Consider the following 15,581-nt stretch of genomic DNA (forward strand, 5'->3'; position numbering starts at 1 on the left):
TTTATTTTTGCGAGACTTAAAACCATACCATGAGTATAGCATTCGCCATTATAAAAGAACGTAAAAATCCGCCAGACCGTCGTGTCGTTTTTTCACCAGATATGCTGGCAGAGGCCAAAGCTAATTTTCCTGATGCCAAGTTCATTGTAGAATCTTCGGATATTCGGATTTTTAAGGATGAGCAGTATGCTTCAAAGGGATTTTCGGTTCAGGAGGACGTTTCGGCTTGTGATGTGATGATTGGTGTTAAGGAAGTGCCGATTGAGAGTCTTATTCCCAATAAAAAGTATTTTTTCTTTTCGCATACCATTAAAAAGCAACCGTATAATCGGGAGTTGCTCAAAGCTATTCTCGATAAAAATATTGAGCTCTACGACCACGAAACCATTGTAAAGGAAAGCGGTGCTAGACTCATAGGATTTGGACGCTACGCCGGATTGGTCGGTGCCTACAACGGATTTAGAGCTTTGGGTTTACGTGATGGATCGTTCAATCTTCCTAAGGTGGAAACGCTTGCGGATTTAGATGCCGTAAAAGCCGAACTCGATAAAATCACCATTCCAAGCATCAAAATTCTCCTTACCGGAACAGGGAAAGTTGCCAAAGGCGCCAAAGAAATTTTGGACCATTTGGGTATAAAGGAAATTAGTGACGCACTTTATCTCACTTCAAAATTTACTGAGCCAGTTTATGTCCGTGCGGATGTGATGGAATATGCCAAACGTGTAGATGGAAAAGTAGGAGATAAGTTTAAATTCTATAAAGACCCAAGTGGTTACGAAAGTAATTTTATGCCCTACGCTAAGGAAACCGATATGTTTATCGCGGGCCATTTTTACGGTAACAATGCGCCATATTTGTTTACTAGAGAGGATGCCCGTCATCCCGATTTCAATATCAATCTAATTTCTGATATTTCGTGTGATGTGGATGGTCCTGTAGCGTCAACCTTACGTGCTTCAACTATCGCTAAGCCTTTTTATGGCTATGACCCAATAAAAGAATCTGAAGTTGCTTTTGATGCCAAGGATGCTATCACCGTAATGGCTGTGGACAATTTGCCCTGTGAACTTCCAAAAGACGCTAGTGAAGGTTTTGGCGAAGCTTTTTTAGAGCATGTGATTCCGGCGTTTTTCAATGGCGATGCAAAAGGTATTTTAAAACGCGCCAAGATTACCGAAAATGGAAAACTGACAAAACGCTTTGCCTATCTTCAGGATTTTGTGGATGGGAAGGAATAGATGTGCAAAATCTTATTTTATTGGGTTATAGCTAGTTATTTTGAGATTTGGTTTTGAGAAATCGACAAATTTGTAACTTATCACATCGCTCTTATCAAAAACTCCATTTTTGTTTGTGTCAGAAATATATCTGAAGTAAAGCGTATTGTTAACTTCCAAATAATCCCAGTCAATAATTTGACTCATATCTGGGGTAAGCTTTTTAAATTCTGAACCATCGATTTTGCTGATATAAAGAGAGAGGACATCACTATAATTTAACTTTGAATCGTTGTTGGTGTCTGTGTCCCTTATCTTATATATTAAGTAGTTTTTTCCTGTTTGCTTTCTTAGTTTTTCTAGATAGGTCACAGACGAAATTTCGATAATTTCATCAGTTAATGCCGTTGTTTTTAATTCGTTAACATGTTGAAATATAAGATTGCTGAGCGTGCCATTAATGGTATATCCATTATGATTTGCCACGGAAAATGAAGTGTATCCTCTTTCGCTTCCATAACTAGAAAACCGTCGCCCATATTCCTCAACATTACCGATGGGATGAATTAAATAATCAGTACTATCTATATGTACGGGAAGGTCAGCTATTTCAATTTTTGAGCTATCTTTCTTCAGTTCTTTAATTTCAGTTTTATCGTGATTTATTTGTGTTTCACGCTTTTCGCAACTTGTAATAAGACAAACAAGTACTAGGAGAATAAGTTGTTTCATGATTTTTAATTTAATGATTTGTTGAATTTGTTAATTATGAATAGTCCGATATAAAGAAACCCACCAAAAGCCAAGGTAAATAACCAGGCTTCGGAATGCAGTTGAGGCTTTGTAATGATATCCCAAACGGTATTGGTTATCAATTGAGGCTGTGACAGCACATCCCAAGAATTAAAGCGAATAAATCGCCCTAAAAAGACTCCGAAACTTGAAAGTAGGAGTAATGTTGCAATAAATAGACTTTGTGATATCTTGGGAAAATGTTCATTCACGATAGCCTTCATATCGTTTAAGGAAAGATAAAACAACAATAAGCCTGAAAGCGCAAAAGAGAGTAATACTAAGATGTCTAACCACAGAAAACTCGTATTGGATACGCGTAAATGCAGAAAATCTGTAATAATATATGGCGCGTTGGGCAAAAACAAGAGCCATACTGCAAAGCTTAATCCCAATTGCCACTTTTTCAACCTTACGGTTTTTAAATACATAGTAATGGCGTAGGGGATGAGTGCCAAAAACGCATTCCAGACGAGGAACAAATAGAAAAAGGACTTATTCAGCTTCATGCGAAGCATTAATGTAAAAACACTGAATACCATGGCGATGAAAATGGCTGATAGGGTTTTAAAATCGGATTGTATGAGTTGTTTTATCGGTTTCATGCTCTAAGATGTTCAAGGATTAAAATGGAAATGACACCTAAAGTGTAGGCGATAAGGTCGGTTACTTGAAATGTGGTGCCAAAAACCAGTTTCAAAATGGAATGTTTTTCAAGACCAAGATGCTCAAGGATATTCAATAATTGGAGAAATTCTACTGCGAAGGCAAAAGCTAAAACGAAGAGTGATGCCTTCAAACTAGAGATATCAACAAAAGCTTTAATAAAACAATACACCAAAAACACCACCAAATAATCCCCGAAGGTGTGACGGACAAATCCGGATTTTAGATATACCGCTATCAGCACTTCAACTAACAAAAAGAACAGCGCTAAGAGAAAGTACAGTTTATTGAATTTGAATTTTATCTTCATTACAGTAAGGCGATTAAAATTATAAAATAGAGTATAGCAACGGGAATATTGAACAAAATTTGTCCAATCACTTTCAATAATTTGGGACGACGTTGTTTGTAAACAGCGATAGCCGAAATTAAAATGATGAGCATAGCCAGATTTACGAAAAAGGCCCACACCACATAGTATTGACCGATGTCAAAAATGAGTTCGTATTTGGGGAAACAGAGGTGCCAAAAAAACAAGACACTCCCAGCACTGAGGCTAATGGATGCCACGTAAGTTCCGATGATTTCTATGTCTTTTAGAAGATTCATGATTCAAAATAGTGGTTGAGCAACCCCATTCTTCCAAGTTTTAAGTTTTCAGAATGAGGCGCATCACACCAACTAATTAGTGGTTATTCCAATCTATTTTTCGAGAGACATACATCACACTGGCCAAGATGAGGAAGAGTCCGACGCTTCCTACCAAAAGCGCATAGTTTTCCAGCTGAATAATGACATATACAAAGCTGTAAAGTACCGTTAAGGATAGTCCGATAAAAGCCGTAAATCGGAACGATTTTAAAATCGATTTAGAGTAAAGCGTTATCAAGGTCACCACCGAAACACCCGCAATGAGATAGGCTTTGAGAAAACTACTATGCTCCGAAATGGACACCAAAAGCGTGTAAAACATAATCAATGCCAAGCCAATCATTAAATATTGAAACGGATGTATGCTGATTTTACTTAAGGTTTGAATGAGGAAGAATACCAAAAACGTCAACCCAATAACCAAGAATCCATATTTAGCAGAACGTTCGCTTTTTTGATAGTCGTCTACAAGAACCACGAATTTCGTCCCGAAGGCATACTCATCCAAATTTGGAATATTATTAGTGTAGGTCTGTGAAAATGGTCTATTGATGGAAAGTACTTTCCAATCGGCTGAAAAGCCTTCGGGTGTTATGGATTTAGTTTCATCGTTTGGGGCATAGCCACCGATGAAACCTGGGTCTGCCCAATTGGAGGTCATACTCAGGGTTGTTGTTTTTCCGACCGGAACGATTTGAAGTTTTTCACTGCCATCGTAGGTCATATTCATATTAAAATTGAAGGGTTCTTTAAGCACTTCAGAATCCATAAACGATGTTTCCAATTCATCCATACGATAGGCGCGATTTTGATGGTTTGAAAACTTGGTTTCAAAAGGTAAGCTGTTTTCTCCTACCGCAATTTCCATCTCGGTTTTTATGCCCTTCAGGTTTGTAGTTTTAAGTATAAAAGTGGCTTTTTCCCAATCAATAGATGCTGAGGTGATGCCTTTCTTTTCCAAATCGGGAAGGGCAAATGACCCATTCAATTTTAAATCCGAAGTAAATACCGCCGTCTCAAAATTGCCGAGGTGTTGCGTCTTTGATTTTACATTAGATGTTACGTTGAGCTCTTCAGGAAAAATATAGACATAATTCTGAACGGCCTCGCGCTCGGTTTTATAGCTTTTCGATTTTTCAATATACACTTGGGTTTCCGTATAGGTCGTGTAGGGCAACTTTAAAATTGGTCCATAGAGTAGAACTTCCGAACCCCATTTGGTGTTGATTTCAGTTATGACATCGCGTTGTCGGTGAGAACGTTCCGAAATTAAAACGTTAACGTAGGTTAGGGGAATGAGTAAGACTAAAACCAACGCGCCGACAATGAGCATGCGTGCTGTGATTGATGTTTTTAGCCAATGTCCGAATTTGTTTTGCTGTTGTACCATGATGTGATGTTTAAGTTAAAAGTACTTTGTATTTCAAAGCGAATGATTAAAAAAATTTGTTGTCGTCCTGAGCGCTCCCGACATTTCGGGACGAAGCGCATCTATTTATGTTTTACGAATGAGTTTTTCCAAAGCGTCGATATGTTTTTTGAATGCTGATTTCCCCAATTTGGTAGCGCTGTATTTGGTGTTGGGTTTTCGCCCGATAAAGGATTTTTCCACTGAAATATAGTCGGCCTTTTCCAAGGCCTTTATGTGACTGGCAATATTACCATCTGTTGCGCCAAGTAACTCTTTCAGGCTTGTAAAATCCATGGATTCATTCACCATAAGCACAGACATAATCCCAAGGCGAATGCGATGGTCAAAGAGTTTATTTATGTTATTGATGATGCTCACGTTAATTCAAAGTTCGGGGTTTAAAGTTTTAAGTTCAGTTCTCAGTTGATGTTTTTAGTCTTTAGTTTTTTAAAAAGAATATAGATTAAATATAAAATTGATACGACATTTAAAACTATCCATAGATAATATGAAATGTAGGCTATTCTTTCTGTCCAAGTCATGCCTCTTAAACTGAAATATGGTCCTTTAGTTGAATCCCAATTATCTTCATAATTGAGTAAAATCATTCCTATAATTATCCATAAAATCAAGTCTACTACAAGGATTGTAAATACCCAGCCAATTAAATTCAATATTCTTGATTTAAACATTTTCAAAATTTTTAATTATAAGTTTTTTCGAGTATGCTTTGCGTCTTAGCGACTTCGCGAGAACTATTTATCATATTTAAAATGCATCCAGGTCCCATAAACGATATGCATAATTCCGAAACCTACGACCCAAAGCCAAAAGCCATAACCTGGGTATAATGTGGCAATGAGACCTAAAATAATCTCTGCAAATCCTAAATATTTAATATCCCCAATACTGTATTTTGAAGCATTTACTAGTGCCAATCCGTAAAAAATAAGCATCAATCCTCCTGTTTGTCCATAACGGCCTTGACTTAATATAATAAGGCAATATAGTCCACCTACGACTAAGGGAATCAAAAAATTAAAGAGTAAACGTCTTGAAGAACTGTCCCATATTTTTTCATTGTTCTTTTTGGCTTTTCGGGTCGTTAAAATGATTCCTGTGACGATGCTAAAAAATGCGACTAGGAACAGAATTAACATAGCGGTTCTAAAAACCCAGCCATCGAGATATAGTTCGCTATTACTGTAGGTGTTTACCAGCCAAAAGGCAATTGTGGCACCGATTAAGGCATAAATACCCGCCATAATTCCGGATAAACCGCTTAAGGATATAAAGCGGGACGACTTGTTCATGAGATGTTTTATCTCGCTGATGTCTTTTAAATAATCTTCGTTACTCATAATTAAAAGTACTTTGAATTACAAAGTAAATAAATTTATTTGAATTCTGCTTGTTAATTTTTTTGTAAATTTAAGTCAACCAACTAACATAAGTCATTATGGGATTACTACTAATTATTGCGCAACTCTCTGGAGGTATTTTACTAGGATTAGCCACACTAGACAAATGGGATGGTGAGCGCAATTTCTTCAACAAAATTGCAGGTGTCTTGGCACCGTTTCAAACCGTGATAGGAGGTGCTTTGGTGATTTTGCCTTTATTTTCCTTTTGGAGTGGATTAATATTTAACATTGTAAGTATGCTTGGTGGCTTCTTGCTACTCACACACGTTTTTGGAAAAGTACCATCCATGGAAGCCTCACTTAGAAAGTTTTCTGATAAGTTGAGTCCTTTTAAGGCTATTATTGGAATTGCTTTAATTGTTATTGGGATTCTGGGGATATTTTAATTATTCCAGCACTTCATAAATTGTAATAGGATTGGCTTTATTTTTTAGGTCGATGCTTCCTATTTTACTGCATTTAAAGGACTCCTTTACCTTTTTATAACAATCCTCAGAGATTAGGATTTGATTTTCTTCGGCGACGTCTTGTAGCCGTGATGCCGTATTCACGGTATCTCCAACAACCGTATAGTCTAAACGTTTAAGGCTTGCAGAGCCGATATTTCCCGAAACCATTTCGCCACTTTTTAAACCAATGGACACTTTGGGTACAAATTTATATTCCGAATTTTCAACCGCAAAGTTTGATATTTTTTTACTGATAGCAAGCGCCGTATCAATGGCTCTATCTAAATGATAATCGCCTCGATACACCGCCATAATGGCGTCACCGATAAATTTATCGATATGGCCTTCATTCTCAATAATTTCTTTTACCATTTCATCAAAATAGCTATTGATTAGGTTAACCACCGTATCTGCTGATTCTGTTTCGCTAATTTTAGTAAATCCGCAAATATCAATAAACATAACCGTTCCTTCTATAGTTTCGTTAGACATGATGGTGGATTCAAACTCACGTTGTCCCATAAAATTCAACACGTTCTCGTCCACATACATCTTTAGGATATTATTTTCCTTTATGGCTTGTAGTGTGTCTTTCACGTATTTTGAATGCTCCAAGGTCTTTTCCATCGTAATGGTAAGGTCTTCAAAATTTATGGGTTTTGTGATAAAATCGAAAGCACCAAGATTCATGGCCGTTCTAATGTTGTCCATATCGCCGTAAGCTGAAACGATGACCGACTTTATCAACGGACTAGATACCTTAAGTTCCGATAGGAGCGTAAGACCATCCATTTCTGGCATGTTGATGTCGCTGAGAACAATGTCAATCTCAGGCGACGCCTTCAATTGTTTTAACGCCTCTACGCCATTTTCAGCAAACAGAAACTGGTATTGATTCTGCCGAATTTGCTTTCTGAACTTTTGCTTAATGAGAATTTCTAAATCTGCCTCATCATCAACTACTAAAATTGTTGCCATTATATATTCTGAATTAATTTTTCCTTCAATAGTTTGAAATCTACCGGTTTAGTTAAAAAATCATCCGCTCCGAGGGATTTTGCCGTGTTGTAATTTTCGTCATCGCCATAAGCCGTTACCATCATTACAACGGGTGGCGGTTCGTTAAAGTCGCGTTTAATGGTTTTCAATAATTCCAGGCCAGTCATTCCTGGCATATTGATATCCGACAAAATCAGCACTGTTTCATGCTTAATATCGTCCAACACTTTTAAGGCTTCCTCGCCCGAAAAAGCAAAATGAAAATTCAATTCGCCTTTGCGTATTTCTTTTCTAAACCTTTGTTGAAACAGGATTTGTACGTCCGTTTCGTCATCGACTACTAGTATTTTTGCCATGCGTTTATGTTTTTATGGGCAAGCTGATTTCAAATGCAGTGAATTCGCCTTGCTCTGTTTTTACGTTTATAGTTCCTCCGTGATTTTTTATAATGTCATAACTCATAGAAAGGCCCAATCCGGTGCCTTTACCTGTAGGTTTGGTTGTGAAAAAGGGCTCAAAAATTTTATCAAGTACATGCTTTGGGATGCCGTTACCATTGTCTTTTATGATGAGTTTTGCAATGTCTGATTGTTTCTCAGTCGCCACAGAAACGGTCGGAGCATAGCTTGCTTTCTCGTCCGGATTTAGGCTTTTTTGTTTTTCGTCCACAGCATAAAAGGCATTGGTAAACAAGTTGAGGATAACACGTCCAATCTCCTGTGGCACCATGGATATAAGGCCTAAGTCTGCGTCAAACTCTGTTTGCAAAGTAGCATTAAACCCCTTGTCCTTAGCCCTAAGTCCGTGATAGGCCAAGCGCATGTATTCATCAGCGAGTTTATTGAGGTCGGTAGGTTCTTTCTCTCCAGACGTGGTTCGGCTGTGTTGCAACATGCCTTTTACAATGGAGTCCGCGCGCTTCCCGTGATATTTGATTTTCTCTAGATTCTGTTTTATATCTGAAGCAATGGCCTTCACTTCTTCTAAATCGCCATTCTCTAATTCTTCATTCATCTCGTCAATCAGTTCGCTACTGACTTCTGAAAAATTATTGACAAAGTTCAACGGATTCTGGATTTCGTGGGCAATGCCCGCCGTGAGCTCTCCGAGACTTGCCATTTTTTCAGATTGAATTAATTGCGATTGCGTTGCTTTTAATTCTTCCAACGATTGGTTGAGCGATGCGGTACGTTCTTTAACTTGGCGTTCCAAAACTTGATTCTGATTGGCCAGCAGTTCCCGTTTTTCATTTGTGACTTGAATGACTTTGGAGGCCTCTTCTTCAACTTCCTTCAAAATTTCCTTAAATCGAACAGAAATGTAAACGAGCAAACAAAACGGCGCGGTCAGTACTATGATGGCATAGATGAGTTTTTCATATTCATTAAAAAAGTCGAGCGAATATTTATGTATAGCGATATAGACGAAATTGGTTGCAATGGGAATGATAATTGCCAAGAGCAACACCAAATTTATACCTCGAATTGAAGCACGATGCTTATAAAACAAGCGCGTAAAATATGTAACTAAGGTGATGAATACTAGGGTAAACGGCCAGGATACGGTAAATAGATGTGCATAAGTGCTAGTGGTGACTAAGCTAATTAAAAGTGCTACTGAAACCCACGATATGCGTTGGGTTAAGACCCATTCTAAAATCAAAAAACCATAGATAACCGCAACGGCTTGAAAGGTTACCGCGATAAAAAACCGAATCTTTTCGGCCGAATACCCCAACTCCACAAAATAACCAAGAAAGAGTCCGACTGCTGTGATGCATAGCACCGTAAAAAAGAAAGCAATATGCCGAAAAATCTTCTGGTCTTTATTGAGTCCTGATAACAGCCAAAATAGAAGACATAACAAAAAGGTGATACCAATACTTAAAGCGCCATAAACATAGGTTTTCTTTTTGTCGGTTTCAACCCAGGTTTTGTAATCTGGTCCGGTAAGATTAATAAATCGTTTTAAATTTTCGGGTTTAAGGCGAATCTCACGTTGTGTTAATGAGGTTTCGTAATCAACAAAATGAATTGCCAACTCATAGACTTTACCAATCTCAAGGTCAATCGGTACAGGATATTTCAAGACTGGGTTATAAGCTTCGTATGGATTGCCGGTATTTCCGAAAGCGTGAAACAGCTCGCCATCTACATACACATCGGTGGATGCCCAAAGGGTTCTAGAGATACTAAGCGGTATACCTTCTAGGCTCGCATCTAATTTCAATTTTGTTTTGAACCAGCCTTCAATACGACCATTTTCGTCTTCGAATTCTTTGGTAATCTCTGAGGGTTTTAGTTCTTGCCAATTGCTAAAGTCTGTAGTTGTTTTTCCCCAGTCGGGATTATGCCCTTTTCTAAAATACCAATTGCCTTTTTCCGCCAGAAAGATACTTTGGTTAGCTTTAAAATCATCTTTAGTCAATACAGTGATCTCGGTCTGCCCAAAAACAGGAAGACTATACACTATTAAGATACTAAGTTGTAGAATTAATTTTCGCATATTATTCAATCGGTAATAGTATAGTAAAGGTGGTGCTTTTCCCTTCTTCTGTTTGTACCTTCAAATTGCCACCATGTCCTTTGGTAATGATATCATAACTCATGGATAAGCCTAGCCCAGTACCTTTTCCTGTTGGTTTAGTGGTAAAGAAGGGTTGGAAAATTTTATCTAAAACATGTCTGGGAATGCCATTTCCGTTATCAGTTACTGTAATTTCAACGTAATCCTTAATCTGCCTTGTGGCTACTGAAACTGTGGGTTTATACTTATTGTCAGAAGTCTTGGCTAAAGACGACTTTTCGTCAACAGCATAAAAGGCATTGGTAAAGAGGTTAAGGATAACTCGGCCAATATCTTGTGGAATGACATTTATTGTTGGTAAATCAACACCAAAATCAGTGTTTAAAGTGGCATTGAATTGTTTGTTTTTTGCACGTAATCCATGATAGGCTAAGCGCATGTATTCGTCAGCCAATTTATTAATATCTGTCGGTTCTTTTTTATTACCACTTGCTCTGCTGTGTTGCAACATGCCCTTAACAATGCCATCGGCTCGCTTGCCATGGTGATTTATTTTTTCAAGGTTCTGAATAATGTCATCCATAATGGCTTTGACCTCTTCCATATCGCCATTTTCTATTTCTTCGAGCATTTCATCTAGTAACTCCTTGCTTACTTCTGAAAAATTATTTACGAAATTCAATGGATTCTGAATTTCATGCGCAATGCCAGCCGTTAATTCACCCAAACTCGCCATTTTCTCGGATTGGATGAGTTGTTTTTGGGTGGTTTGTAGTTCAGATAATGTATTTTCCAAACGTTGTTTTTCATTTAGAATTTCTATCGCTTGTTTTTCTTTTAATTGAAGGTCTAAGAATCGTGTATACGTAAGGTCGAACACCTTGGTAAATCGTTGGCTCAAATCAACGAGGTTATCATTTGGTTCTTCGGTAATCAATAATAGGTAGCCATGCTTAAAAAATCCAACATAGTAACATTGTTGTTTTGGTAGCGTAAGCCCAGAATCTTCCATTACCTTGATGGCTTTTGCAACAGAAGGAATGGTTCTTAAAAACGCATAATGCTCTTTCAAGGCTTTACCATTCCATACTTTGTGATATGAAGGTTCTTTTCTGAGAGAGGCCTCGTAGATATCCCGATGGGTGGGTTCTTTTTTATAGGGAATTAACATTGGTGGTAATAAGCCACCAGAATCTGCTCCCATCCATAACTCAACGTTGTCATTATCTTGCCAAATACAAAAGCCACAACTCCAAGTTTCTGAAGCGAGTTCCTTTATTTGCTGAAATAAAACGGCTGACGTTTCTGCCAATTCATCAGACTTTTGCATGCCCATTGTTCTAGAGCGTACACGCTCTAGCGCCATATCTATTTGGTTTTCGTGCGCTCTTTTTTCAGCTTTTTCAAGGTCCATAAAACGGATGTAAGCCTGTTCAAAAACCTTGGCAAAGCGCTTTAATATATCTGCATCGCTTTCAGAAGGACTAACTTCCGTGAATGAAGGAATTAATATGGCTGAATTTTTAGACCAAGCCGCCGTGATTCTATGGTTTTTAGCTTGAAGTGCATGTTGTTTAAACGCATCTGGAAAGTGCTTATAATCACTATGTTCAAAAGCATATTCGAAAAAATCGTTTTTGTCCTTAACCGAAAATTCCTTTGAAAAATAGGTGTCACCTCTATTCTTGGATTCCCAAGTATCTTTAAATATGGTGGTGTTGAAATAGGGTACCAAATAATTTCCCGAGTATGAAAAGTCTTCTGCGGCAATCCAGTGCATCACATCTTTATTATCTGGAAAATAGGTACAAAGAATCACGCCACCTGCATCGAAAATGACTCCTAAATCTCTAAGTTTTTCGGCAATTAAGGCGATTAACTCTTGTAATTCATCTGTAGAATGCATGGCCAAGGAACGTGATCGTACTTTCTCAAGCGCAGTTTCAATCTGTGCTTCCAGTGTCTGGGCCTCAGCTTTTTGAAGGTCGAGAAAACGTGTATAGGCTTGTTCAAAAACCATCCCTATTTTCTTAAAGATCGACGATTCTTCTTGAGAAAAAACGTCTCCGTTGTAACGACCAAAATGGAGTACCGAATTTTTGGAAATAATTGAGGCTCTATTCCAATTTTTAGCCTTCAAAATCATTTTCTTTCTTTCCTCTGGCATGTATTTCAAATCTGAATACTTCCAAGCCAAATCAAAATAGCTCTTAATGTCCTTTTCAGCATAGGTCTCTTCAATATATTCAACATTATTTTTCAAAGCTTTATATAATGATTCTGTTGCGCGATGTTTGAGAAACGGGACATGAAACTTATTCAAATACTTATCAGTGGCATTGTTGATGATAAATCCGTCATTAGGCTCATTGGTGAAGTCGGTTATAATCTGACAATAGGATACTGAAATGCCCAAACTGTTCAATTCTTGATGCAATTGCGAAACTACTTTAACAAGTTCTGAACTAACATGCATCGCCATGGAAGACGCCCGAATTCTTTCGAGTGCTGCTTCGATTTCTGCCTCTCTCGCTTGGGCCTCGGCTTTTTGAAGGTCGAGAAAACGTGTGTAGGTTTGCTGAAATACCTTATTTACCCTTGTCAATATTTCATTTTCTTCCCTTGAATATATAATCTTCCTATAGTTCCACATTGTAATACCAGCGTGTTTACCTAGTGCGGCAGAACCTGATATTCCTAAACCTTTGGCAATATGTTCTTTACGTTTTTTAGGAACATTTATACCTTCGGCTTTAGCATAAAAGTGCTCGAAATATAAATCCCTTGATTTTTCATCTTCATCGATGCTAAAGAATTCTACATTATTTTGTCTTGCCTCTTTGTTTAGCTGATGAATAGGATGCTTAAAGTAGGGTAAATGTACTTGCTCAGGATATATCGCAGTACCAGTACCAACCCAGATATTAAAACCGCGATTATCTTCATCAAATATATCGATGTAACAGGTGTCAATTACTAAGTTCAATAATTCTAATTGGCTGAACAATAACACAATTACTTCAGAGAGTTCATCTGTTTTGTGCATGGCCATGGAACGCGATCTAATTCGTTCGAGTGCAGCTTCAATTTCTGCCTCTCTCGCTTGTGCTTCTGCTTTTTTAAGATCTTGATATCTTCGATAAGTTTGGCCAAAAACTGAAGCAAATCGTCCGGGAATTTGCTCATGTTCCTGTAACATTTTTTCATCGATGAATAAATAAATAAAGCCTTCATTAAAATTAAAAGTGTAACACCATTCCTTTTCAGGTAAGGTGTCCAAATTAAACTTTACAGGAATATCAGTATATTTATTTAGTACCGTATAGTATGCTTCTAAATCATCTCCAATTAGTGGATATATGGTACCTGAATCTTTGTTTTTCCATGCTTTATAAACTTGTTTAGTCAAGTCATGAAGGCTCATGTCTAATTTCCAGGATATTAATTCAACTACATTATTTGTATTTGGTTTAGCGGTCCATATTTCACCATGTTCTTCTTCATCTTCATCTAAAATTATTATTCCATTTCGATTTGCTTTAATGCCTAAGCTTTCTAGCTCTTGGAACAAAAGAACCATTGTGTTACCGACATCCAGACTTGAATGCATCGCCATGGTTCGGCTTCGTACTTTTTCTAATGCTAATTCTATTTGTGTTTCGCGTGCTTGTTTTTCAGAATTTTGAAGGTCTTCAAATCGTTTGTAGGCTAAATCAAATACAGAAGCAAATCGAACCAAAATATCAATCGACGCCTGTGGTGGATTATCAATCTTTCCGGCGATACTAAAACCAATTTCGCCATGTGTAGTACGTGCAATAATAAACGTAAGACCACCAATGTGCAGTATGTCTTCTTCCGATGGTGCATTTGGATCAACCAACTTGTACTGACCATAGGTGTTCATTTTTTCGATATAGTCCCAAGCGTCTTTACCATTAAGTGCGAGCACAAAATATGGACTGTTGCTTTTTTCCCATTGAAATAAATCGTCCATTTGCTCATGAACAAACTTTGGAACTGTAATAATCATACCTAGGCGACCACCATCTTCGGCGGTCATGCACATTTCATAGTTGTCTTCGGCCCATTTCATATGCCAGAAATAGTCCGCTTCATGGCCTAATGAAAGGAACTCATTCCGCATGGTCACTACGACATCAAACAAATCAGATGATTTTTGCATGGCCGTTACGTTAGAACGAATGCGCTCTAATGACAATTCAATCTGGGTTTCCTTAGCTTGAGCTTCTGCTTTTTGAAGGTCTAAAAAACGTTGGTGTGCCAAATCAAATGCGCCCGCAAATTTTACCAAAATAGCAATATCTCCCTGTGCCGGTTTTTTTACTACGCCTGGTAGACTATATCCAATTTCGCCATGCGTCGTCCGCGCCATTATGAATGTTAAGCCTCCTATTTGCTCAATTTCATCATGCGTAGGTGCTTGTGGATCTATATTTTTAAAATCGCCCAAAGCCACCATTTTATCCACATAGTCAATTGCTTCTTCTACGTTCATGGCGTGTACAACGGTGGGTTTCTTACTTTTTTCCCATTTGGCCAATAGCGGAATGTCACCGTGCATATGCCTTGGTAAGGTCATCACGAAGCCTATTTTACTGCCATCACCAGAGGTCATGGCTTTTTCATAGGTTTCGGGCAACCACATCATGTGCCAAAAATAATGTGCTTCGTGCCCTAACTTTATAAACTCGTTGCGCATGGTAACGACGATATCTAGCAAATCTGAGGATTCTTTCATTGCTACCGCCTGTGCTCGGATACGCTCTAAAGCGGTCTCAACTTCGAGTTCTCGGTTTTTGGCTTCGAGCTCTATGGTGCGTCGTTGTATGGCTTCTTTTAGTTGTCTGTTTTCTGCGTTGATGTTGTCAAAACCAATGGTTTGTCCCACGTCTGATTTAGAATCGGGCACAGAGAAGTGTTGCAATACGAAACGCCATTCCTTATTGCGTTTTTGCATGACGGATGAAAACCGAAAACGTTGGTAATAGAGCCATTCGCCTTCATTAAGAAACCAGGCATCGAAGAAATGATGAAGTAGGATGGAGTCGCCAAATTCTTCAAAAACCTTGATGCTGTTTCTTAGGTCAGTCTTTCCTGAAAGTTGCTCGCAAGTTTGTCTAAAAAATTCTGTGGTCTCTTTTCGATCTAAGAACTCTTCATTATTTGTAGAACCTATAAAGTGGTAATCCTTATCAAAATAAGCGTCATAAGTTTTTACGTCGGCATTAATATAGGCATGAAGCCATGTGTCATAAATAGTCCAAATTGTGGCTTCCTCTTTCTTTGTCATCAAGTGGTGCGGTGTGGTTTAGTCAATGCCACAAAAAAGGGTTAAGTCTTAAGGTTTGAGATTGAGGGAGATAAAGTTTAAATTTAAGGAAAATACCTATGCAACACGTAAAGTATTTTCATGTAATTT

13 protein-coding genes are annotated in these 15,581 nt (G+C 38.0%); 2 read left to right on the forward strand and 11 right to left on the reverse strand.

Features of this window, described 5'->3' with window-relative positions:
* Window positions 1–35: 35 nt before the first annotated feature.
* Window positions 36–1,241 (forward strand): NAD(P)-dependent oxidoreductase, encoded by a 1,206-nt coding sequence (locus tag ACFOSX_RS07540; RefSeq protein WP_386100252.1) that lies wholly within the window; start codon window positions 36–38, stop codon window positions 1,239–1,241.
* Between the two features lie 12 nt (window positions 1,242–1,253).
* Here ACFOSX_RS07540 and ACFOSX_RS07545 read toward each other — a convergent pair whose 3' ends face one another.
* The 7 genes from ACFOSX_RS07545 to ACFOSX_RS07575 form a co-directional block, all read right to left on the reverse strand.
* On the reverse strand, window positions 1,254–1,952 hold the full coding sequence (locus tag ACFOSX_RS07545) for a hypothetical protein (RefSeq protein WP_386098696.1): 699 nt from the start codon (window positions 1,950–1,952) through the stop codon (window positions 1,254–1,256).
* 5 nt (window positions 1,953–1,957) lie between these two features.
* Window positions 1,958–2,617, reverse strand: a complete 660-nt coding sequence (locus ACFOSX_RS07550; protein WP_386098699.1) for a DUF1361 domain-containing protein — start codon at window positions 2,615–2,617, stop codon at window positions 1,958–1,960.
* Window positions 2,614–2,988, reverse strand: coding sequence for a ribosomal maturation YjgA family protein (locus ACFOSX_RS07555; protein ID WP_386098702.1), 375 nt, complete (start codon window positions 2,986–2,988; stop codon window positions 2,614–2,616). The genes ACFOSX_RS07550 and ACFOSX_RS07555 overlap by 4 nt, the downstream gene beginning before the upstream one ends.
* A complete protein-coding gene (locus tag ACFOSX_RS07560; protein WP_386098705.1) occupies window positions 2,988–3,287 on the reverse strand; it encodes a hypothetical protein in 300 nt (99 codons plus the stop codon). The genes ACFOSX_RS07555 and ACFOSX_RS07560 overlap by 1 nt, the downstream gene beginning before the upstream one ends.
* Window positions 3,288–3,363: 76 nt before the next feature.
* The gene (gene creD, locus ACFOSX_RS07565) at window positions 3,364–4,719 is read right to left on the reverse strand and encodes a cell envelope integrity protein CreD (RefSeq protein ID WP_386098708.1); all 1,356 of its coding nucleotides are present in this window, start codon (window positions 4,717–4,719) and stop codon (window positions 3,364–3,366) included.
* Window positions 4,720–4,824: 105 nt separating this feature from the next.
* The gene (locus ACFOSX_RS07570) at window positions 4,825–5,118 is read right to left on the reverse strand and encodes a winged helix-turn-helix domain-containing protein (RefSeq protein WP_386098711.1); all 294 of its coding nucleotides are present in this window, start codon (window positions 5,116–5,118) and stop codon (window positions 4,825–4,827) included.
* Window positions 5,119–5,495: 377 nt separating this feature from the next.
* Complete coding sequence (locus tag ACFOSX_RS07575) at window positions 5,496–6,101, reverse strand: hypothetical protein (protein WP_386098714.1); 606 nt, start codon at window positions 6,099–6,101, stop codon at window positions 5,496–5,498.
* A gap of 98 nt (window positions 6,102–6,199) precedes the next feature.
* Between ACFOSX_RS07575 and ACFOSX_RS07580 the strand changes: the two genes are divergently transcribed.
* Window positions 6,200–6,550, forward strand: coding sequence for a hypothetical protein (locus tag ACFOSX_RS07580; RefSeq protein WP_386098717.1), 351 nt, complete (start codon window positions 6,200–6,202; stop codon window positions 6,548–6,550).
* Here ACFOSX_RS07580 and ACFOSX_RS07585 read toward each other — a convergent pair whose 3' ends face one another.
* From ACFOSX_RS07585 to ACFOSX_RS07600, 4 genes are read right to left on the reverse strand one after another with little or no spacing between them, the layout of a single operon-like run.
* Window positions 6,551–7,591 carry an adenylate/guanylate cyclase domain-containing protein gene (locus tag ACFOSX_RS07585; RefSeq protein WP_386098720.1) on the reverse strand — a complete coding sequence of 347 codons (1,041 nt, stop codon included), beginning with the start codon at window positions 7,589–7,591 and terminating at the stop codon, window positions 6,551–6,553.
* The gene (locus ACFOSX_RS07590; protein WP_386098723.1) at window positions 7,591–7,968 is read right to left on the reverse strand and encodes a response regulator; all 378 of its coding nucleotides are present in this window, start codon (window positions 7,966–7,968) and stop codon (window positions 7,591–7,593) included. Before ACFOSX_RS07590 ends, ACFOSX_RS07585 begins: the two co-directional genes overlap by 1 nt.
* Window positions 7,969–7,972: 4 nt before the next feature.
* On the reverse strand, window positions 7,973–10,117 hold the full coding sequence (locus ACFOSX_RS07595) for a sensor histidine kinase (RefSeq protein WP_386098726.1): 2,145 nt from the start codon (window positions 10,115–10,117) through the stop codon (window positions 7,973–7,975).
* Window position 10,118: 1 nt separating this feature from the next.
* A complete protein-coding gene (locus tag ACFOSX_RS07600) occupies window positions 10,119–15,452 on the reverse strand; it encodes an ATP-binding protein (RefSeq protein WP_386098729.1) in 5,334 nt (1,777 codons plus the stop codon).
* Between the last annotated feature and the right edge of the window lie 129 nt (window positions 15,453–15,581).

Source organism: Winogradskyella maritima (assembly GCF_042650215.1).
Taxonomy (GTDB): domain Bacteria; phylum Bacteroidota; class Bacteroidia; order Flavobacteriales; family Flavobacteriaceae; genus Winogradskyella; species Winogradskyella maritima.